The sequence below is a fragment of the Streptococcus pseudopneumoniae genome (genome assembly GCF_001074565.1).
GTDB lineage: Bacteria > Bacillota > Bacilli > Lactobacillales > Streptococcaceae > Streptococcus > Streptococcus pseudopneumoniae_J.
The window spans coordinates 33,007-50,954 of sequence record NZ_JUQX01000029.1; the positions used below are offsets into that span (position 1 = coordinate 33,007).

At 40.7% G+C, this 17,948-nt stretch carries 28 protein-coding genes and 1 other RNA gene; 22 read left to right on the forward strand and 7 right to left on the reverse strand.

Translation table 11 applies throughout. From position 1 onward, the window contains the following. The 5 genes from ADI74_RS04280 to trxB all read left to right on the forward strand — a co-directional run bounded on the left by ADI74_RS04280 (position 1) and on the right by trxB (position 3,336). The gene (locus ADI74_RS04280; protein WP_049537240.1) at positions 1-357 is read left to right on the forward strand and encodes an arsenate reductase family protein; all 357 of its coding nucleotides are present in this window, start codon (positions 1-3) and stop codon (positions 355-357) included. A 156-nt stretch (positions 358-513) separates the two neighbouring features. Beyond that, positions 514-1,314, forward strand: coding sequence for an amino acid ABC transporter permease (locus ADI74_RS04285; RefSeq protein WP_049537241.1), 801 nt, complete (start codon positions 514-516; stop codon positions 1,312-1,314). After that, entirely contained in the window at positions 1,314-2,057 is a 744-nt protein-coding gene (locus ADI74_RS04290; protein WP_049537243.1) for an amino acid ABC transporter ATP-binding protein, read from the forward strand. The genes ADI74_RS04285 and ADI74_RS04290 overlap by 1 nt, the downstream gene beginning before the upstream one ends. 77 nt (positions 2,058-2,134) lie before the next feature. Beyond that, entirely contained in the window at positions 2,135-2,359 is a 225-nt protein-coding gene (locus tag ADI74_RS04295) for a DUF4059 family protein (protein WP_000926604.1), read from the forward strand. A gap of 65 nt (positions 2,360-2,424) precedes the next feature. Further along, positions 2,425-3,336: a thioredoxin-disulfide reductase gene (gene trxB, locus ADI74_RS04300; RefSeq protein WP_049537245.1), complete on the forward strand. Its 912-nt coding sequence runs from the start codon at positions 2,425-2,427 to the stop codon at positions 3,334-3,336. A 36-nt stretch (positions 3,337-3,372) separates the two neighbouring features. On the opposite strand, the gene rlmB is transcribed toward trxB, so the two are convergent. Both rlmB and def read right to left on the reverse strand, forming a co-directional pair. Next, positions 3,373-4,101, reverse strand: coding sequence for a 23S rRNA (guanosine(2251)-2'-O)-methyltransferase RlmB (rlmB, locus tag ADI74_RS04305; protein ID WP_007521462.1), 729 nt, complete (start codon positions 4,099-4,101; stop codon positions 3,373-3,375). Positions 4,102-4,145: 44 nt separating this feature from the next. Then, positions 4,146-4,757 (reverse strand): peptide deformylase, encoded by a 612-nt coding sequence (gene def, locus ADI74_RS04310; RefSeq protein ID WP_001272963.1) that lies wholly within the window; start codon positions 4,755-4,757, stop codon positions 4,146-4,148. Between the two features lie 155 nt (positions 4,758-4,912). Here def and ADI74_RS10765 point away from each other — a divergent pair, with 155 nt between their 5' ends. The 4 genes from ADI74_RS10765 to ssrA all read left to right on the forward strand — a co-directional run bounded on the left by ADI74_RS10765 (position 4,913) and on the right by ssrA (position 8,126). Then, a complete protein-coding gene (locus ADI74_RS10765; RefSeq protein WP_080980352.1) occupies positions 4,913-6,232 on the forward strand; it encodes a CapA family protein in 1,320 nt (439 codons plus the stop codon). A 23-nt stretch (positions 6,233-6,255) separates the two neighbouring features. After that, entirely contained in the window at positions 6,256-7,083 is an 828-nt protein-coding gene (locus ADI74_RS04325; RefSeq protein ID WP_049537246.1) for a Cof-type HAD-IIB family hydrolase, read from the forward strand. Between the two features lies 1 nt (position 7,084). Continuing rightward, complete coding sequence (locus ADI74_RS04330; RefSeq protein WP_049537248.1) at positions 7,085-7,720, forward strand: SGNH/GDSL hydrolase family protein; 636 nt, start codon at positions 7,085-7,087, stop codon at positions 7,718-7,720. A 58-nt stretch (positions 7,721-7,778) separates the two neighbouring features. After that, positions 7,779-8,126: a transfer-messenger RNA gene (gene ssrA / locus ADI74_RS10595) on the forward strand. Between the two features lie 136 nt (positions 8,127-8,262). On the opposite strand, the gene ADI74_RS04335 is transcribed toward ssrA, so the two are convergent. The 3 genes from ADI74_RS04335 to ADI74_RS04345 form a co-directional block, all read right to left on the reverse strand. After that, positions 8,263-9,345: a tyrosine-type recombinase/integrase gene (locus ADI74_RS04335; protein ID WP_049537251.1), complete on the reverse strand. Its 1,083-nt coding sequence runs from the start codon at positions 9,343-9,345 to the stop codon at positions 8,263-8,265. A 121-nt stretch (positions 9,346-9,466) separates the two neighbouring features. Further along, a complete protein-coding gene (locus tag ADI74_RS04340; RefSeq protein WP_049537253.1) occupies positions 9,467-10,138 on the reverse strand; it encodes a zinc ribbon domain-containing protein in 672 nt (223 codons plus the stop codon). A gap of 29 nt (positions 10,139-10,167) precedes the next feature. Further along, complete coding sequence (locus ADI74_RS04345; RefSeq protein ID WP_049537255.1) at positions 10,168-10,983, reverse strand: XRE family transcriptional regulator; 816 nt, start codon at positions 10,981-10,983, stop codon at positions 10,168-10,170. 187 nt (positions 10,984-11,170) lie between these two features. On the opposite strand from ADI74_RS04345, the gene ADI74_RS04350 reads away from it, so the two are divergent. Beyond that, the gene (locus tag ADI74_RS04350) at positions 11,171-11,383 is read left to right on the forward strand and encodes a hypothetical protein (protein WP_049537257.1); all 213 of its coding nucleotides are present in this window, start codon (positions 11,171-11,173) and stop codon (positions 11,381-11,383) included. On the opposite strand, the gene ADI74_RS04355 is transcribed toward ADI74_RS04350, so the two are convergent. After that, positions 11,359-12,039: a DUF4145 domain-containing protein gene (locus ADI74_RS04355; protein ID WP_049537259.1), complete on the reverse strand. Its 681-nt coding sequence runs from the start codon at positions 12,037-12,039 to the stop codon at positions 11,359-11,361. The genes ADI74_RS04350 and ADI74_RS04355 overlap by 25 nt on opposite strands. Before the next feature lie 464 nt (positions 12,040-12,503). Between ADI74_RS04355 and ADI74_RS11210 the strand changes: the two genes are divergently transcribed. The 3 genes from ADI74_RS11210 to ADI74_RS04365 are packed head-to-tail and all read left to right on the forward strand — an operon-like array spanning position 12,504 to position 13,092. Continuing rightward, positions 12,504-12,650: a hypothetical protein gene (locus tag ADI74_RS11210; protein ID WP_192833029.1), complete on the forward strand. Its 147-nt coding sequence runs from the start codon at positions 12,504-12,506 to the stop codon at positions 12,648-12,650. A gap of 2 nt (positions 12,651-12,652) precedes the next feature. Continuing rightward, entirely contained in the window at positions 12,653-12,892 is a 240-nt protein-coding gene (locus ADI74_RS04360) for a hypothetical protein (protein ID WP_049537261.1), read from the forward strand. A gap of 17 nt (positions 12,893-12,909) precedes the next feature. Next, on the forward strand, positions 12,910-13,092 hold the full coding sequence (locus ADI74_RS04365) for a hypothetical protein (RefSeq protein ID WP_049537263.1): 183 nt from the start codon (positions 12,910-12,912) through the stop codon (positions 13,090-13,092). Here the strand turns inward: ADI74_RS04365 and ADI74_RS04370 are convergent. Further along, positions 13,074-13,313 carry a hypothetical protein gene (locus ADI74_RS04370; protein WP_049537265.1) on the reverse strand — a complete coding sequence of 80 codons (240 nt, stop codon included), beginning with the start codon at positions 13,311-13,313 and terminating at the stop codon, positions 13,074-13,076. The two genes, ADI74_RS04365 and ADI74_RS04370, sit on opposite strands and share 19 nt — an antisense overlap. Before the next feature lie 73 nt (positions 13,314-13,386). Here ADI74_RS04370 and ADI74_RS04375 point away from each other — a divergent pair, with 73 nt between their 5' ends. From ADI74_RS04375 to ADI74_RS04415, 9 genes are all read left to right on the forward strand, one after another. Continuing rightward, positions 13,387-13,614, forward strand: coding sequence for a helix-turn-helix domain-containing protein (locus ADI74_RS04375; protein WP_049537267.1), 228 nt, complete (start codon positions 13,387-13,389; stop codon positions 13,612-13,614). Beyond that, positions 13,611-14,462 (forward strand): DnaD domain protein, encoded by an 852-nt coding sequence (locus ADI74_RS04380; RefSeq protein WP_049537269.1) that lies wholly within the window; start codon positions 13,611-13,613, stop codon positions 14,460-14,462. Before ADI74_RS04375 ends, ADI74_RS04380 begins: the two co-directional genes overlap by 4 nt. Positions 14,463-14,471: 9 nt before the next feature. Next, positions 14,472-15,326: an ATP-binding protein gene (locus ADI74_RS04385; RefSeq protein WP_049537271.1), complete on the forward strand. Its 855-nt coding sequence runs from the start codon at positions 14,472-14,474 to the stop codon at positions 15,324-15,326. Positions 15,327-15,562: 236 nt separating this feature from the next. After that, positions 15,563-15,841: a helix-turn-helix domain-containing protein gene (locus tag ADI74_RS04390; protein WP_049537272.1), complete on the forward strand. Its 279-nt coding sequence runs from the start codon at positions 15,563-15,565 to the stop codon at positions 15,839-15,841. Positions 15,842-15,848: 7 nt separating this feature from the next. Next, positions 15,849-16,034 (forward strand): hypothetical protein, encoded by a 186-nt coding sequence (locus ADI74_RS04395; protein ID WP_049537273.1) that lies wholly within the window; start codon positions 15,849-15,851, stop codon positions 16,032-16,034. Next, entirely contained in the window at positions 16,031-16,243 is a 213-nt protein-coding gene (locus ADI74_RS04400) for a hypothetical protein (protein WP_049537274.1), read from the forward strand. The genes ADI74_RS04395 and ADI74_RS04400 overlap by 4 nt, the downstream gene beginning before the upstream one ends. 145 nt (positions 16,244-16,388) lie before the next feature. Continuing rightward, a complete protein-coding gene (locus ADI74_RS04405) occupies positions 16,389-16,736 on the forward strand; it encodes a hypothetical protein (RefSeq protein WP_049537275.1) in 348 nt (115 codons plus the stop codon). A gap of 105 nt (positions 16,737-16,841) precedes the next feature. Beyond that, positions 16,842-17,021 carry a hypothetical protein gene (locus ADI74_RS04410; RefSeq protein ID WP_049537277.1) on the forward strand — a complete coding sequence of 60 codons (180 nt, stop codon included), beginning with the start codon at positions 16,842-16,844 and terminating at the stop codon, positions 17,019-17,021. After that, positions 17,018-17,947, forward strand: a complete 930-nt coding sequence (locus ADI74_RS04415; RefSeq protein WP_049537279.1) for a recombinase RecT — start codon at positions 17,018-17,020, stop codon at positions 17,945-17,947. Before ADI74_RS04410 ends, ADI74_RS04415 begins: the two co-directional genes overlap by 4 nt. Position 17,948 lies beyond the last annotated feature (1 nt).

A 17,948-nucleotide genomic window follows, 5' to 3' on the forward strand; every position in this document is an offset into this window, starting at 1 on the left:
ATGTTAGAATTTATCGAATACCCAAAATGTTCAACTTGTAAGAAAGCAAAAAATGAACTAGACCAACTCGGACTTGACTATAAAGACGTTCATATTGTAGAAGAAACACCAAGTGAAGAAGTGATTTTGAACTGGTTAGAAACTTCCGGTTTTGAAGTGAAACAATTTTTCAATACCAGTGGGATCAAATATCGTGAACTTGGCTTGAAAGATAAGGTAGGAAGCCTATCCAACCAAGAAGCAGCCAAGCTTCTGGCTAGTGATGGCATGTTGTTAAAACGCCCAATCTTAGTGGAAAATGGTGCTGTTAAGCAAATCGGCTATAGAAAATCCTACTGGGAACTGGGCTTGAAATAGTTTTTATCTATCTCCTTGATAGGTAAAATATATAGCTTCCCTGTTTTAAAGTGTGATAAACTAGAAGGTAGACAAAGTCTGCTTTACCCGTAGCAAATAATTTGCTTGTGAGCAGAAGTATGGTAGAATGAATCATTATCAGGAGAGGATGTTTTTATGACTGTTACAACACTTTTAGCATCAGATTGGTACCAGAGCTTGATGCAGCTGATTCCAGACGGTAAGCTCTTTAGCTTGCGTTCGGTTTTTGATGGGATTCCAAGAATTGTCCAACAACTTCCCACAACTATCATGTTGACGCTTAGTGGTGCGATTTTTGGTTTGGTGCTAGCCTTGGTTTTTGCCATTGTTAAAATCAACCGTGTTAAGATTTTATATCCCTTACAGGCCTTTTTTGTCAGCTTTTTAAAAGGGACACCGATTTTGGTTCAGCTCATGTTGACCTACTATGGGATTCCACTTGCTCTGAAAGCCCTCAATCAACAATGGGGAACCAGCTTCAATATCAATGCAATTCCAGCAGCAACCTTTGCTATCGTAGCTTTTGCCTTTAATGAGGCAGCTTATGCCAGCGAAACCATTCGTGCAGCCATCCTTTCTGTCAATCCTGGTGAGATTGAAGCGGCACGCAGTCTGGGGATGACCCGTGCGCAAGTTTATCGTCGTGTCATTATTCCTAATGCAGCGGTGGTAGCTACTCCAACCTTGATCAATTCCCTCATTGGTTTGACCAAGGGAACTTCTCTAGCCTTTAGTGCGGGGGTTGTGGAAGTCTTTGCTCAGGCTCAAATTTTGGGTGGAGCCGATTATCGCTATTTTGAGCGATTCATCTCCGTAGCCCTTGTTTACTGGGTAGTCAATATCGGAATTGAAAGCCTCGGTCGTTTTATTGAGAAGAAAATGCAAATTTCAGCGCCGGATACAGTAACTACAGATGTGAAAGGAGACCTTCGTTAATGATTAAGATTTCGAATTTAAGCAAATCCTTTTCAGGTCAGACTGTCTTGGATCATCTGGACTTGGATATCCAAAAGGGAGAAGTAGTAGCCTTGATTGGTTCATCTGGAGCTGGGAAATCAACCTTTCTTCGTAGTTTGAACTACCTTGAAACTCCAGATAGCGGATCCATCCAGATTGACAATTTTAAAGTTGATTTTTCTCAGATTAGCCAAGAGGAGATTCTAACCCTTCGTCGCAAGTTGTCCATGGTTTTCCAACAGTTCAACTTATTTGAACGCCGAACAGCCCTTGACAATGTCAAGGAAGGCTTGGTCGTTGTTAAGAAATTATCAGATGAGGAAGCAACCAAAATCGCCAAGGAAGAGTTGGCTAAGGTCGGTCTTTCTGATAAGGAGCAACATTACCCTCGCCATTTGTCAGGTGGGCAAAAGCAACGGGTTGCCCTAGCGCGTGCTCTCGCAATGAAACCAGACGTTTTGCTCTTGGACGAACCAACATCAGCTCTTGATCCAGAATTGGTCGGAGAAGTGGAAAAGTCTATTGCAGATGCCGCTAAGTCTGGTCAGACCATGATCTTGGTTAGTCACGATATGTCTTTTGTAGCCCAAGTGGCAGATAAGATTTTGTTCCTAGATAAAGGGAAAATCATCGAGTCAGGTACACCGGATGACATCATCAATCATCCGAAAGAAGAACGGACAAAAGAATTCTTCGCTAGTTACAAACGGACTTATATTTGATATAATAGTAAAAGGAAAACTCAGTTAGTTGGACTAGCTGAGTTTACTCTTTAAAAAAGATAGAAACGAGAGAGATCATGCTGCTGCAACTATTTTCTTTATATTTCGAGAGTTTGATCTTAACGACCATTCTCGTCGTGATTTCTTTAGGGATTTGGATTGGATTGCGAGCTATGTCTGGTGTGGACAAGACAGCTAAGGCCCGTCAAGCCCATCTCTATGATATGATTATGATTGGGGTTTTGGTGATTCCAGTATTATCCTTTGCCGTCATGAGTCTCATTTTAGTTTTCAGAGCATAATGCTTGCGTGACTAGCAAGAATGAGTTAGAATAAAGATAGTTACAACAAGAAAGAAGGAATTGAAATGTACGATACGATTATTGTCGGTGCTGGACCTGCGGGAATGACCGCTGCCTTATATGCTGCTCGTAGCAATCTGAAAGTGGCTTTGATTGAAGGTGGTCTGCCAGGTGGGCAAATGAACAACACATCTGATATTGAAAACTATCCTGGATATGCCAATATCAGTGGACCTGAATTAGCAGAGAAGATGTTTGAACCTCTTGAAAACCTTGGAGTAGAACACCTTTATGGGTTTGTTGAAAAGATTGAAGACCATGCTGACTATAAGAAGGTAATCACTGATGACCAAGTTTATGAAACCCGTACTGTCATCGTGGCAACTGGGTCAAAACACCGTCTTTTAGGTGTTCCTGGAGAAGAAGAATTAAATAGCCGAGGCGTTTCTTATTGTGCGGTCTGTGATGGAGCTTTCTTCCGTGACCAAGACTTGCTCGTAGTCGGTGGTGGAGATTCAGCGGTAGAAGAAGCCCTCTTCTTGACACGCTTTGCCAAGTCTGTCACTATTGTTCACCGTCGCGACCAACTTCGTGCACAAAAGGTTTTGCAAGACCGTGCCTTTGCTAATGAAAAAGTCAACTTTATCTGGGACTCTGTAGTTAAGGAAATCAAAGGTGAAAACCGAGTAGAGTCAGTTGTATTTGAAAATGTGAAAACTGGTCAAGTGACAGAGCAAGCCTTTGGAGGTGTCTTTATCTACGTCGGTTTAGATCCTGTTAGTGATTTTGTTAAGGATTTGAATATTCAAGACCAGGCGGGCTGGATTGTAACAGATAACCACATGAAGACTGCCGTCGATGGTATCTTTGCGGTTGGGGATGTTCGCCAGAAAGACCTTCGTCAAGTCACAACAGCAGTTGGAGATGGAGCTATCGCTGGTCAAGAAGCCTACAAGTTTATCACCGAACATAGTTAAGCAAAAAAGTTTCCAATCACTTGATTGGAAACTTTTTTATAGTCGATTTCGGAAAACTTCGTACATGAGAATGGCTGCAGCAACACTGGCATTGAGGCTTTGAACATGTCCATTCATCGGAATGGTAATCATCTCATCGACCTGTTTTTTGATGTTGCTAGAGATACCTTTTCCTTCATTTCCGATGATGAGGGCGATTTTCCCTTTTGTATTCCACTTGTGGCAAGGGGTGCCGTTCATATCTGTTCCAAAGGTCCAGAAGCCTTCATCCTTGAGTTTGTCAAGAGTTTGGCTCAGGTTGGTCACTCGGGCAATTGGAACGTGCTCGATAGCACCTGTGGCCGTTTTGGCAACGACAGGAGTCACTCCGACAGCACGGTGCTTGGGAATGATGACACCTGAAACATTGGTCGCATCAGCAGTCCTTAAGATAGAACCTAAGTTGTGAGGGTCAGTTAACCCGTCCAGAATCAATAGCAAAGGATTTTCTTCTTGGCGTATTTTTGCAAGGATGTGATCCAGCTCGCTATAGGCAAATTCAGAGACTCTTAGGACAAAGCCTTGATGGACAGCGCCTTCGGTCATTTCAGAGAGGGATTTTTTTGAAGTCCAAGAGATGGAGACCTTTTTCTCAGCAGCAAGTTCCTTGACTTTCTCAACATTCTTACCTCGGAGATCATCTTGGAGGTAGAGTTTGTTTCCAGTATTTGCAAGGAGGGCTTCTGTAACGGCGTGGACGCCATAGACAATATCATTTGTTTTCATGCCTCTATTATAACACAAAACCCCGTCTTGCAACGGGATTTTCTTTATTCGAGGATGAGGAGTCCATCTTTGATAGCAAATGGGTCTTTCTCATTGATACGATCGTAGAACATGATTCCGTTGATGTGGTCAATTTCATGTTGGACAACGATAGAGTTGTATCCTTTAAGCTTGATGCGGTGTTTTTCTCCGTCCTTGTCAAAGTAATCAACAGTGACGCGGGCATGACGAACAACATAGCCTGGAACTACACGGTCGACAGATAGGCACCCTTCTCCTTCACCGAGGGCGGCGTCCTGAACAGAGTGAGAGACGATTTTTGGATTGTACATAACAGCTTGCAGGTCGTAGGCTTCCTGAGGAGTTTCACCTTCTTCCACAATATTTGGCACTAAAACAGCGATAATGCGTTTTGAGATATCTAACTGAGGAGCAGCCAATCCAACCCCACCGCGGAGTCCCATCTTTTCAGCCATAACAGGATCCTGAGAATTTTTGAGGAATTGCATCATCTTTTCTCCAAGGATGATTTCCTGGTCAGACAGTGGGAAAGTGACCTCCTCAGCAACCGCGCGTAAAGTTGGGTTCCCCTCACGGATAATATCGTTCATATTAATTAAATGAGCAGCTTTTGTAATACGTTCTATAGCAGACATTTTCTCTCCTTTCATTACCTCTACATGATAACACAAAATAGGCGAGAAAGAAAGTCACAGAAGTTCCTAAAAAATAATATAATAAACGGTATTCCCCTTTTATCTGTGATATAATAAAAGAAAAGGCTTGCAGTAAAAGCAAGGGGGGAATAAAGATGGAAAAGCGACAAGATAGACGGTCTCATGGTCCTATTTTTGGATTGTTGAAGAGTGGTATTGGTTTCTTTCGGAATTATAAATCTTGGACAAATGCCCAATTTATTACGGTGTTACTACTTGCAGTTACCTTGTCTATGGGATTGAACTTGTTGGCCCAAGCAGTACAAGGGAACAAGGGAACAAGTCCGAATGGTCAAACTCTTGATTCTGCTCAGACGTCTGGTCAATCCAAGGAAAATCAGTCTGATGAAACGACAGCCCGTATCATGGCAAATGGTGACCTCCTCTACCATATTCCTATCTACCGAACGGCTCTGAAAGAAGACGGTAGCTACGATTTCCACGAAAATTTTGAATATGTAAAACCATGGCTCAAGCAAGCGGACTTAGTGCTTGGTGACTTTGAAGGAACGGTGAACAAGGATCACTATTTGGCAGGTTATCCTCTCTTTAATGCACCTGGAGAAGTCATGGATGCGATCAAAGATGCAGGCTATCAAGTTCTAGACTTGGCTCACAATCACATCTTGGATTCTCAGATAGAGGGAGTGGTTTCGACAGCAGAAGCTATCGAAAAGGCTGGAATGACACCCATAGGAGTCTACACACATGAATCCCGTGACCAAGCTCCACTAGTTATCAAGGAAGTCAATGGTATCAAGGTAGCTCTTTTGGCCTATTCTTACGGTTTTAATGGCATTGATCAGTATATCTCTCAAGAGGATTATAATCGCTATCTTTCTGACCTGAATGAAGATAAGATGAAGGCGGAAATCGAACGAGCTGAGCAAGAGGCGGATATTACTGTCATCATGCCTCAGATGGGAATTGAGTACCAGCTAGAACCGACGGAAGAACAGAAAACACTGTACCACAAGATGATTGACTGGGGAGCTGATATTATCTTTGGAGGGCATCCTCACGTCGTTGAACCTGCTGAAACAGTTGAAAAAGATGGTGACAAAAAACTGATCATCTATTCCATGGGGAATTTCCTCTCAAATCAGCGCATTGAAACCATGCAAGACGAGGAAAATGCCAAGTGGACAGAGCGCGGTGTTCTCATGGATGTGACCATTAAGAAAAAAGATGGAAAGACAAGGATTGAAACCGCCAAAGCGCATCCTACTTGGGTTAATCGAACACCCAAAGGGACTTACTCCCCAGAAGGCTATCCTCTCTTCTTCTATCAGACCTATATCTTGGAGGACTTCATTGAAGGGGGACGTTACCGTGAGCAGTTGGATGAGGCGACCAAGGAACGAATTGACACAGCCTATAAAGAAATGAATGAACATGTAGGGTTGAAGTGGTAGGTACTCGCCCTAAAGGAGACGAGATGACGATTAAATTAATTGCAACAGATATGGATGGAACCTTGCTGGATCCAAGAGGGCAACTGGACTTGCCACGTTTAGAAAAGATTTTAGACCAATTAGATGAACGAGGTATCCGTTTTGTCATTGCGACGGGGAATGAAGTCCATCGAATGAGGCAATTATTAGAACACTTGGCGAGTCGAGTAGTCCTAGTTGTTGCCAACGGTGCGCGGATATTTGAGTATGATACGCTACTTCAGGCCCAGACCTGGGATGATGCTATGGTTGACAAGGCTCTCCTTCATTTTAAAGGAAGGGAGTGTCGAGATCAGTTCGTCGTCACTAGTATGAACGGGAGTTTTGTCAAGGAAGGAACGGTTTTTACAGACCTGGAAAAATTTATGACTCCAGAGATGATTGAAAAACTTTACCAAAGGACCAATTTTGTGTATGAGCTAAACTCAGACCTCTTTGGAGGAGTTCTAAAGATGAGCATGGTCGTTGGTGAAGAACGTTCTAGTTCAGTTTTGCAGGAAATCAATGACCTCTTTGATGGTCGTGTAAGAGCTGTTTCTAGCGGTTATGGCTGTATTGATATCCTGCAAGCTGGTGTTCACAAGGCTTGGGGATTGGAAGAATTACTCAAGCGCTGGGATTTGACATCAGAACAAATTATGGCTTTTGGTGACAGTGAAAATGATGTCGAGATGTTGGAGATGGCTGGTATTGCTTATGCGATGGAAAATGCAGATGATGAGGCCAAGGCCGTTGCGACTGCCCTAGCACCAGCTAACAGCCAAGCGGGTGTTTATCAGGTCCTAGAAAATTGGTTAGAGAAAGAGGGATAAGGTGGCAGTACAGTTATTAGAAAATTGGCTCCTAAAAGAGCAGGAGAAGATTCAAACCAAGTATCGTGAATTGAATCAAGTTTCTGTTCTAGAGCCAGATGTAATTTTTATCGGCGATTCGATTGTAGAATACTACCCATTGCAAGAGTTGTTTGGGACTGCAAAGACGATTGTCAATCGTGGCATCCGAGGCTACCAGACGAAACTGTTATTAGAGAATCTAGATGCCCATCTTTATGGTGATGCTGTCGATCAAATTGTTCTCTTAATTGGGACAAACGATATCGGAAAAGATATTCCCATGAATGAAGCCTTGGATAATCTTGAAGGTGTGATTCAATCGCTTAACCGAGAATATCCGCTGTCACAAATAAAGCTTGTTTCTATCCTGCCAGTCAATGAAGGAGAAGAATACAAGCAGACAGTATATATTCGTACCAATGAAAAGATCAGAGAATGGAATCAAGCCTATGAGGCTCTAGCCTCCGCCTATATGCAAGTAGATTTTCTACCAATTTATGATAGTTTAACAGATTCAGAAGGGCAACTTCAATCAGCCTATACAACGGATGGCCTCCATCTGAGTGTAGCCGGTTATCAAGCTTTATCAGAAGTCTTAAAAGGGGTTCTTTTCTAAAGAAACGGCTTGATTTTGCATTTTTTTTGAAGATAGGTTATAATAGTTCTAACATCTTGGGGTCGTTACGGATTCGACAGGCATTATGAGGCATATTTTGCAACCCGTGTGGCGACGTAAACGCTCAGTTAAATATAACTGCAAAAAATAACACTTCTTACGCTCTAGCTGCCTAAAAACCAGCAGGCGTGACCTGATTTGGATTGCTCGTGTTCAATGACAGGTCTTATAATTAGCGAGATACGATCAAGCCTTGTCTAGTGGTTTGATAAGAGATTAATAGACTCGCAGTTCCTAGGCTTGAGTTATGTGTCGAGGGACTGTTAAAACAATACATAACCTATGGTTGTAGACAAATATGTTGGCAGGTGTTTGGACGTGGGTTCGACTCCCACCGGCTCCATTATTCCTTTGCATTCTTTTGCATTCCTTTGTAAAACGTTGTTAAATCAACGTTTTTTATTTTTGTCTTTGGTATTCCTTGGTATTCTTTCGCGAAAAATGGAGTCACAAAAGGAGTCACAAAAAGGAGGCGAACCTCCTTAAAAATCAATATAATTCGCAAAGCGTTCTCCGATGTCGTCCTTTGCTTGTTTGGTTATGTGGGTGTAAACGTTCATGGTCGTTTTCAAATCAGAATGGCCTAGACGATGTTGGACTTGCTTCAAAGTCATACCCGCGTCGAAACAAAGGCTGGCATGTGTATGTCTGAATCCATGGATTTTGATTGGACGCAGGTCGCTACCCTCCACAATTTTGATAAGCCACTTTCTGGGCAGGGTGCTTGGAATTGGCTTCTTAAATTCATTTTCAAAAATGTATTTGGTATTTGGATTCTGCTTTCTCCATTTTTTCAAAATGCTTTTTGTCTTTTTATCTAGACTGATTAGTCGATTGCTGCTGACCGTTTTGGTGTTGCCTATCTCTTCGCCTGCAAAACCTCTTGTAATGGCCTTGTTTATGTCCAGAGTATTATCTGTCCAGTCGTTCCATTCAAGGGCTAAAATCTCCCCTTTTCGAGCCCCTGTGAAGGCTAGGAGCCGGAATAGAGTTATCTTCTCTAGATCCTTTGTTTTGGAGACGAGTTTCAAGAATTTTTGAAGCTCGTCTTTGCTATAGAAATCGCTCTTGTTATCTGATTTCTTTCTTGTCGAAGTAATCACGCTATCAACTGGATTCGTATCAATATATCCATGCCTGATTGCGTATTTGAAAACATTATTCATCAAGCCCTTTAGCTTACGACCATAAACTAATTTTCTAGACCATTCATTGGCTTGCTCTTGCATTTGAAGGGGAGTAATACTAGCTATTTTTCTATTGCCGAAAACTGGATAGATGTGATTCTTGAAATTTCTAGATGTCTTGATATAGGTGCTGTCTTGTACGGTTTCAGAATAATCTTTAAGCCATTTTTTAGCAATCTCCTCAACCGTGATTTCTTTCTTACTTTGCTCGCCGCTCTCAATGTCTTCCTGAAGTTGAAGTAGTGCTGCCCTCGCTTTAGCTTTCGTGGCAAATCCACGGCGAGTAGCGTATTGACTATATCCATTAATTTTCCCGATATACGCACGGAACATATAAGCCGTTTCCCCGTTTTTCTTTTTATAAGACTTTATTTCCATTGATTTTTACCTCATTTCTTGATAAAATGGGTATAGTAAAGAGGGCTTTTTAATGCCTTTTACTATACAGAATATCCTCACACTCAAAATTTGGCGATGGCGAGTGTGGGGATTTTTTTATTTACGAATTATGAACGATGACGTCCAAGGCTCCCATGATTCGTTGAGCGTTTTCAACTGCTTCCTTGTACTCTTTCGAAGTATTCTTTACTGGCTTTCTAATCAAGTCAATGAATACTACCGGCTTATTGAAGTCATTTGAAGTTACACGAAGAGTCATGTCCAAAATTTTAGAGGTTGATTTTCGTTTAGATACGATACCACCAGCAACAGCACCAATCGCACCAAACATAGCACCGGCAACCAAAGCTTGTCCAACACCACCCGAAACAACAGTCTGATTATTGACAATCAATTCATAGGATACCAAATCCTCGAACGAATACCATCCAGTATCGTTCTTATCTTTTTTTACCATGGATGGTATTAAAGATAATCCCATCGTTCCCATAGCAAGACCAACTTTTACCGAGCCTTTGATGGCTCCTCCGACCAAACCAGATGAGCCTTTTGCTTTGCGAGCTCCATTTATGCGATAAGTGCGGTGGTATCTATCAATCTCAAGCGGTCCGACTTTGTCCGTTTTTCTGCTTACGGCAGCAGGGGATGGAGAAGCAGGCTTATTGACTGGCTGAGGTTGTTCAGTTTGTTCTTGGTTAGCGATGGAAAAACCGCAATTTGGGCAAAATTTATAGCCCTCTACGGGATTGCCACATTCAGGACAAAATTTCATATTGACCTCCAATAAAATTATATGATTTTTTATTTCTCTCTATACAAATCCACGACTTCACCGATAATTCGGAAATCCGTTTCTGGTGTAATTGGCATATCCTTGTATGCAGGGTTCAAGCTATGTAGGTAAGCTTGGTCTTTATCAATAACAAGTTGCTTGATATAGGCATCACCGTTGTAGTTGAATACTCCGATAACTCCGTCATTTAACTCTACACTTGTCTGAATGAATATCAGGTCGCCATCGTGGTAGTCTGGTTCCATGGAGTCCCCTTTGATCGGGATAACAAAGTCAGCATCAATATCTACTGGCAACTCAATCCGTTCAACTCGTACATCGTTCAAATACTGCCCTGTCCCTGCAGAAGCTGGATGGTCGTAGTAGTCGTAACTATAGAGTTGAACAACCTCCGATACTTCGTTTATCTTTGTTTCTTCTTCGTTCCTCTGCTCGTCCAGTTGTTTTTCAGCATAGGCCAGGACCTTGTCTTGTCTCGGTGGTTTTAGTTCATCGTAGATGGTTTGGATTGAGGAAGCGGGAGAGATAGGGTTATTCCATGATTCTCCAACGACAGAGTAAATTACAGGATTAGCAGTAACAAATCTCGGATCTAGAGTGGATTTTGGAACTCCAAAAAAATCCGCAATTTTTTGAACATTCCCTGGAATCGGCAAAGAAGTTCCTTTTACATATCCTGTCAATGTGCTAGGCGGTATCCCTGTCGCTCGAGACAACTCAGCTTGTTTGCAATTTCTATCAGATAAAATTGAGTTAAGATTTGCAGAAAAGACTTTCATATCCTTTTTATCTTGAGGAGTTAATTTTCCTCGTCCTCTTGCCATATTTCCCCCTCCTATCTATCTTCTTTACTATATGATACCGTTTATTTTCGATTTTGTAAATAAAAAATTCGAAAAAATTACGAAAAAAATCGAAAAAACCATTGACTTACGATTTAAATCGTAGTATAATTAAATTAAGTTTAAGGAAATAACAAAAAACAAGAGCAAAAAAGAAAGGAGTAGAAAGATGTCAGGACAAAAAGAAAAATACCACGATAGACGTGGTAGACCTGATGAATTGAAGGTTGAAAAAGTTATTCACCTTTCAATTTTGAGAGGCGAAGGAACTGAAGCAGATAGCATTCGAGTTGTGGAGCAATATTATAACATGGACGGCAATCTAATATTTGAATTAGATCCTTGCTCTCCGCATTATCAAGAATTTTTAGGTTTGCGTTGATTTTGTTTATCTTTGTCCAAATCTAAAATATCTTGTAGTAATTGCTCGTTATCATGGCGTTCAATATACCATTTTTGCATAAGTAGTTCTATAAACTTCAGCAACTTGTGAGCCTCATTCGGTTCAATATCCACTATAAGATTTATATCTTTTTCTGGATGGGCACCAATGTTTCCAAGTTTTCGTAGAGCATCGAGTACATTTTTAGTGCTTAGGTCAACAGACTCTTTTAAAGCATCTATCTCATCTACTAACCTTGCTTTAGAAATTCCCCAAAAATCCCTAATCATTCCTTGTAGACAACGTCTAGAGAGGGTAGCAGAAGCTTTGGGGCTGAGATTTAAGATAGCGTGAGCTTCTTCATAGTCACTTCTGATAGCCTGAGGGATGTAGTCTGGATAGACTTTTGCGAGTGAAATAGGATTGAAGTGCATAATGCGATTTGGAAATTGACTTCCTACGCCCACGATGTCGATTGAAACTTTATGACAGTTTGGACAATTCATTGTTTGTATTGTTATTTTGTCGTTCAAATTTTCCTCAACCTTAACATATGGGCGACGAATCCAAAAGTAGTGTTCTTCTTCTCGGAATGTATCGTAGTGGTTTGGAACAGAGCAACCGCAAAATAAGCAGTATAGTTTATTAGAATCCATAAGATTTCTCCAGTCATTTTATTTTGATTATACCACATTTGAAAGGGGGTGAGGGGGAGATTTTGAATAGTAAAAAGCCTTGACCTACTTTACACTAGATCAAGACCTGCACACTTTGATAAGGTTTCACAGTCGGTGTAAAGCGACTGGTTGAAACTTCGCTGGTCATGCGTCCAGCACTGCAATCAACGTGGTTTGGCTAGTCTTTGAGTGCCGCACGGTAGTTATCTGTCAGTCCCGCTATAAGCAGAGCTGCAGTCCCTCTTATAGTCAGCGACAGGCTCCGTGCAGTCACACTCGCAGTAAAAACTCGTTGGTACCTAGCCAAACTGAATCACTGAACCACAGTCCCCTTCAAAAATTTTGCCAATTTGCATCAGCTCCTTTCTTGTTAAGGATAATATAAATATATACTGTTTTTGAAGGGGTTACATCGGTCTTAAGACTGATTTTTGGAGACAATCATGGAAGATAAAATCATCGAACTTGCTGATTACTTCATCAGCGAATCTACAACGTACAGAGAAGCTAAAATAGCGTGTGAGAAGCTATTGAAACAAGTCAGCCATGAGATTGAACTCAGGGCTCTGGAAAGTGAGACAAGGGTATAAGAATGAGACCAAAGAAATATCCGTACAAAACAATAAGACCCCTTCCGTCAACGAAAAGGGTCAAGGATGTCATCAAACTTTTGCAATTTATCAAGCAGGATCATCCGAATCCTAGTGAATACATGAAGCCAAGAGTGAAAGCATTGGCTGAGCTCACTAGCGAGGATGTTAGAGATTACGATTTGAAATTTGCTCCATCAGAGCTTGTATCTCAACTTCGTGATTTGCAATCATCTTTCTAAGATAAGGAAGGTAAAGTATGAAAGAAACAATAAAGGAATTTCTAAAATTTAGAAGCCAATTTACAGTACGTGAATGGTTTGAAATTAACCAAGCTGTCGAAGCTCGTTTAAATCAAAAAGTCGCCCAGCTGAAAATGGACGACTCAGATATAGAAATCATTTCTAAAAGACTAGAAAAAAGTTATCTAGAAACGATTTGAATGAACATTGGATGGATACGATAGTCAGCGCCACGATAGTGAATGTAGATATAATCCTGATGGTACATAGTGTTTGCTTCAGGTTTAGAAATTGGTGAGTAGAGTTCTGCATTTTCTTCCCACCAAATATAAGGACTAGCCATATTTGGTCCCATTACACAATCGTCGTCGGCTGATAGGTTCACCCAATTTCCGCAAAGACATGCGTGAATTTCAGTCATAACATCACCTCCTTTCTAGCTTTTATTATAGCAGAATTGGGAGGAACAAATAGAAAAATAAGGAGGTAGGAACGTGCCGAAAATGACATTGAGAGCAATAAGAACAAATTATAACTTATCTGCCAAAGAAGTTGCTGATAAACTTAACATTCATCAACAAACATTGTTGAAGTATGAGCATGATAGTTCAAAAATTCCAATGGATCTTTTAGACAAACTTGCTCGACTATACAATGTCGATAAGGATTTTATTTTTTTAGGCAAAAAATACGAATTAAATCATAGTTTAGGAGAAGTATGAATGAACAATATTTCACAGAGATAGACATGGATAATCACGAAAGATACTTTAAGATTCCGTATCGGCTGATAGAAGATGATTATTTTTCAGATTTAGACCCACTGGCTGTTATGGTTTATGGTATTTTGACCGATCGTATTTCATTATCTCGAAAAAACAAGCAACATTTTACTGACAAAGATGGATATTTGTATGTTGTAGCTACTAACGAAGAAATTGGTAAGTGGATAAAAAAAAGCGAGCCAGTTGTAATCAAATTAAAAAGACAACTGATAGAACACGGCCTGTTGAAAGAAAAAAGGCAGGGCGTTAGATTAGCGAATTTACTATATCCTCAGAAAATCAGAACTAAAGAAACTTTAGTTCAAGAACTTAAAAATATTAAGGGGAGAACTAAAGAAACTTTAGTTCAAGAACTTAAAAATATTAAGTCTAACCAACCTGATAATAACCATCCTTATATAACCAACCTGAGTGAATCAGATGGGGCTGGTGCTAATAATCTATATAGTATAGAGGACGCCCCCGCAGAAAATGACTTGGGAATTGTTCATGATTGGATATTTTCAGAGTTTGGACGATACCCGACACCATTTGAAATCGAGGACTTGAAGGCTTTCTTACAAGACCATAAGAAAGAGGTTATCAAGTTAGCAATCAAGGAATGTGTTGGGAATGGTAAGCCTTATTTCAAGTATCTTGAGAGCATCTTGAGAGATTGGAAACAGAAAGGTTTAACGACTGTTGAATTGGTAGAGAATAGGCAGAAGCCTACTCGGTCAAATAGTAAGTCAAATGGTCGCTTGAAATTGTCCGATGATGGATTTGATCCACGGCTTGGATTTTAGGAGGTGCGCATGCAAGTAGTATCAAGCAAAGAATTGCAAGAAAGAGCCTTGCAGATTGAGACGTTAAAACAACAATGCCCAAAGCATGAAGGAGTTTATATGTGGCGGTCTGTCAATCCTTGCACTCACAACACGCTGACCTATTGTCCTGAATGTGTTCAAGAAACCATCAACCAGAACGCAAGCGAGCAGTTAGCTATTGCTGAAGCTCAAATCAGAGATACGAGGTCTTACTCTCTCTTTATGAAAGAGAGCATCATCCCAAACGATTTGAAAAATGCGACTGTTGGAAATTTTGAAATCCACACAGAGCAGGATGCTGCAGCAGTCAATTTCGCTAAGCGGGTCACGGCTGACTATGTGAAAGAACGTTACGAAGGGAATACGATCATCAGCGGACCGCCTGGAGTTGGTAAGAGCCATCTTGCTATTGGGATAGCGAAAACCTTAAACGAGAGCTTTCAAATGCTCCAAGTCCGCAAATCGGTAGTCTATATGCCGTCCATGGAACTGTTCTCTCGGATGCAAGAGGCTTTTCAATACAAGGATTCAAAGTGGGAGAAACGCTCAGTTGTGAAGTTCCTGCAAGGTGTCGACTTCTTGATTTTGGACGACCTCGGCAAAGAGTCGAGTGTTGGTAATGAAATCCGACAAGGGAATAACTGGATGCAAAAAATCCTGTATCAAATTCTTGAAAACAGGACGAATACAATTATCACAACTAATTTTGAGGGTAAGCACCTCAAAGAACTTTACGAGCAGAGTCTCGTTGACAGAATTACGAAAGGAAACATGAAAACAAATGCCTTTAAGTTCAGCAAAGACACAGCTTCAAGACGCTCTTTGTCAGCAACTGGCTACTAAAGAGCGGCAGCAGATTATTGATCAGTTTGAAAGCCAATTTTACAAACTATCAACTCTGCTTAAGGAGAGGTTGCTGATTACGACAGACGAGCGGTTCACAAATAAGATGAACGAGCTGACGTATTATGCGACAAATGGAAGCGTCTATACGACATGAAAATAAAAGCACCTGACGGCAATCAGGCGCATACTTAAATATTCAATTACAGTATATCACAGAAAGAGAGGAATTGCCAATGGCTTTGGAATTGTTTGGAGAAGATTTCAAAAATGAACTACTGGAGGAGCTTGTCCAGTTGAATGTGAAAGCTATGACTGAAGCTAAACTACGAGTCGCAAGAGGTACAAACTGGGCTTCAATCAAAGATGTTCAAGAAAAGACAGGTTGGGGGCGCAAGAAAATTGAAGATTTCAGAGACGCAGGGAAATTCCGCTATCAGCAAAATGCAAAAGGTGGTAAGTATTTATATGACTTAAACGACGTACTTCGGTTTCAAAGTCAGTTAGCAAAGTGAGGGGAAAATGAATCTATTAGCAAGATTAAAAAACTGGTTATCTAAAGAACTCAACACCGATTGGAGAATCGTTGCATTAGACTTAAACCAGGCGTTAATTGAGACGCAAGAAAAATTACAAGAAGCAAATCAGCGTATAGCTGATCTAGAAAAAATCGTAGCAATCTACAAAGAAAAGGAGAAAACAAGATGATGGAATACTTATATTTCGTGACAATCGTAGGAATCGCGCTATGGTCGCTGGTAAATAAACTGGATGAACACGCTGAAATGAAAAAACAAGATAGTCAGCGAATAGCGAGTAATATCACACGGATGAATCTGAGAAATTCAGATAAGCAATTTACTTATGATGTAGAACCACCTGTGGGACTCGCAAAAGGTGTAGAAGAAGGAGTTTAAAATAGTGACGATTAATAAACTAGAAATCGAAAATGTCAAGCGTTTTAAACCGGTAGAATTTGCAAGCGCCGCCCAACAAAGACACGCTGAAACAGTCGCACCGACTTTGCAAGGTGGATTTTAAAAAAACTAAAGGAGAACAATCATGAAAAAAACAGAAACTTTTATCGTATTGCGTAACAAAAAAACAGGTAACTTTTTATCGAAATATAAAAGCAAAGAACAAACTCTTGCTTATTCTGTAGAATATACAGAAAATTTGGCTCGTGCTGCTAAAAATGAAGTTGAAGCAACAAAAGTACAAATTGAAGATTTTGCAAAACTAGCGAATGCATTAAATTGTGAATTGCTCGAAGTGACTGCAACGTATGAGCTCAAAACACTTGACGGTGAAGAACCAGAATTGATTGAAGGAACTGAAACATCGGATGAAGAAGAATTTAAAAGATTCTTAAAAATGTTAAAAGCTGGGATGGAGGATGCTCATGTTTAACTACGACAGGGATATGATGCAGCCGCCAGAAGAACGAGAAGAACTTGACCCTAGCGAGTATGTGAATATCGGATGCGGTCAGTATCGATATGTAGGTGATGAAGTATGATTCAGGAGCTACACGAAGAAATCGACAATTGGAGAGCCGAGTATATTCATCTTGGAATTGAACTCGGAAAAATCATCAACGAGCAACAAGATATTATTTTGAAATTGCAAAACGAAAATCGACGCTTGAAGCGTCAAAATTGGAACTTTAAGAAAACGAAAGGTAGAAGAAAATGACAAACGAACTAACACAGAAGCAAGTTACATCAAATGTTGCGACACGAATCGAAGCGATGAAGGGGGAAGGGCTCCTAATCGCACCGAATTATAGCGTTAGCAATGCCTTGAGCTCGGCATACTATGCTCTAAAAAATTCTAGTAGCGGGAATTTGCTCCAGCAATGCACTCAAGACAGCGTTTATAATACATTGTTAGAAATGGTAACCCAAGGACTAAGTCCGGCTAAAAAGCAATGTTACTTTATCAAATATGGTTCGGATGTTCAGCTTAGAATGTCGTATTTTGGGACCATTAAAGTTACTAAAGATTTGCAAGAGGTGAAAGATGTTACTGCAAATGTTGTCTACGAAGGAGATACGCTAGAGGTATCAGTTGAAAATGGGCGTAAGAAGTTAGTCAAACATGAGACGGATTGGCAGAACGCAGATAATCCAATAATTGCTGCTTATTGCATCATCACTCGAACTGATGGAGAAGAGTTCTTTGAAGTCATGACTAAAAAACAAATTGACAAGTCATGGTCTAAGGCGAAAACGAAAAATGTCCAAATCGATTTCCCCGACCAGATGGCCATGCGTACGGTTATCAACCGAGCTGCCAAAATGTTTATCAACACAAGTAATGACAGTGACTTGTTCGCTGGAGCAATCAATAACACAATTGCTGACGAGTACGACAATGATCGTCAAATGAAAGAAGCTGAACCAGTGAGAGAAGAGGCTGAAACATTAGATAGTATCCTTGGAGCTTCTGAAGAAGTGGCTGAAAAACCAAAAAAAGAGGTTATCAACCAGGAGTTGACGACCACAGATACAAGCTACCCAGCAGATGAAGTTCCAGATTTTGATCAAGAAACGGGCGAAGTAATTGATAAGGAGCCAGAAAATGGTCAAATGGACATGCTAGAAGGGGAGGATTTCTAAA

Excerpts from the sequence above, each read along its gene's own strand:
- ADI74_RS04400 (WP_049537274.1), top strand. The coding sequence starts at position 16,031 with ATGATGGAATACTTATATTTCGTGACAATCGTAGGAATCGCGCTATGG.
- ADI74_RS04345 (WP_049537255.1), bottom strand. The coding sequence starts at position 10,983 with ATGGCAAGAGGACGAGGAAAATTAACTCCTCAAGATAAAAAGGATATG.
- ADI74_RS11210 (WP_192833029.1), top strand. The coding sequence starts at position 12,504 with ATGGAAGATAAAATCATCGAACTTGCTGATTACTTCATCAGCGAATCT.
- ADI74_RS04380 (WP_049537269.1), top strand. The coding sequence starts at position 13,611 with ATGAATGAACAATATTTCACAGAGATAGACATGGATAATCACGAAAGA.
- ADI74_RS04365 (WP_049537263.1), top strand. The coding sequence starts at position 12,910 with ATGAAAGAAACAATAAAGGAATTTCTAAAATTTAGAAGCCAATTTACA.
- ADI74_RS04340 (WP_049537253.1), bottom strand. The coding sequence starts at position 10,138 with ATGAAATTTTGTCCTGAATGTGGCAATCCCGTAGAGGGCTATAAATTT.
- ADI74_RS04280 (WP_049537240.1), top strand. The coding sequence starts at position 1 with ATGTTAGAATTTATCGAATACCCAAAATGTTCAACTTGTAAGAAAGCA.
- ADI74_RS04285 (WP_049537241.1), top strand. The coding sequence starts at position 514 with ATGACTGTTACAACACTTTTAGCATCAGATTGGTACCAGAGCTTGATG.
- def (WP_001272963.1), bottom strand. The coding sequence starts at position 4,757 with ATGTCTGCTATAGAACGTATTACAAAAGCTGCTCATTTAATTAATATG.
- ADI74_RS04325 (WP_049537246.1), top strand. The coding sequence starts at position 6,256 with ATGACGATTAAATTAATTGCAACAGATATGGATGGAACCTTGCTGGAT.
- trxB (WP_049537245.1), top strand. The coding sequence starts at position 2,425 with ATGTACGATACGATTATTGTCGGTGCTGGACCTGCGGGAATGACCGCT.
- rlmB (WP_007521462.1), bottom strand. The coding sequence starts at position 4,101 with ATGAAAACAAATGATATTGTCTATGGCGTCCACGCCGTTACAGAAGCC.
- ADI74_RS10765 (WP_080980352.1), top strand. The coding sequence starts at position 4,913 with ATGGAAAAGCGACAAGATAGACGGTCTCATGGTCCTATTTTTGGATTG.
- ADI74_RS04405 (WP_049537275.1), top strand. The coding sequence starts at position 16,389 with ATGAAAAAAACAGAAACTTTTATCGTATTGCGTAACAAAAAAACAGGT.
- ADI74_RS04370 (WP_049537265.1), bottom strand. The coding sequence starts at position 13,313 with ATGACTGAAATTCACGCATGTCTTTGCGGAAATTGGGTGAACCTATCA.
- ADI74_RS04335 (WP_049537251.1), bottom strand. The coding sequence starts at position 9,345 with ATGGAAATAAAGTCTTATAAAAAGAAAAACGGGGAAACGGCTTATATG.
- ADI74_RS04350 (WP_049537257.1), top strand. The coding sequence starts at position 11,171 with ATGTCAGGACAAAAAGAAAAATACCACGATAGACGTGGTAGACCTGAT.
- ADI74_RS04290 (WP_049537243.1), top strand. The coding sequence starts at position 1,314 with ATGATTAAGATTTCGAATTTAAGCAAATCCTTTTCAGGTCAGACTGTC.
- ADI74_RS04390 (WP_049537272.1), top strand. The coding sequence starts at position 15,563 with ATGGCTTTGGAATTGTTTGGAGAAGATTTCAAAAATGAACTACTGGAG.
- ADI74_RS04295 (WP_000926604.1), top strand. The coding sequence starts at position 2,135 with ATGCTGCTGCAACTATTTTCTTTATATTTCGAGAGTTTGATCTTAACG.
- ADI74_RS04410 (WP_049537277.1), top strand. The coding sequence starts at position 16,842 with ATGATTCAGGAGCTACACGAAGAAATCGACAATTGGAGAGCCGAGTAT.
- ADI74_RS04415 (WP_049537279.1), top strand. The coding sequence starts at position 17,018 with ATGACAAACGAACTAACACAGAAGCAAGTTACATCAAATGTTGCGACA.
- ADI74_RS04385 (WP_049537271.1), top strand. The coding sequence starts at position 14,472 with ATGCAAGTAGTATCAAGCAAAGAATTGCAAGAAAGAGCCTTGCAGATT.
- ADI74_RS04360 (WP_049537261.1), top strand. The coding sequence starts at position 12,653 with ATGAGACCAAAGAAATATCCGTACAAAACAATAAGACCCCTTCCGTCA.
- ADI74_RS04395 (WP_049537273.1), top strand. The coding sequence starts at position 15,849 with ATGAATCTATTAGCAAGATTAAAAAACTGGTTATCTAAAGAACTCAAC.
- ADI74_RS04355 (WP_049537259.1), bottom strand. The coding sequence starts at position 12,039 with ATGGATTCTAATAAACTATACTGCTTATTTTGCGGTTGCTCTGTTCCA.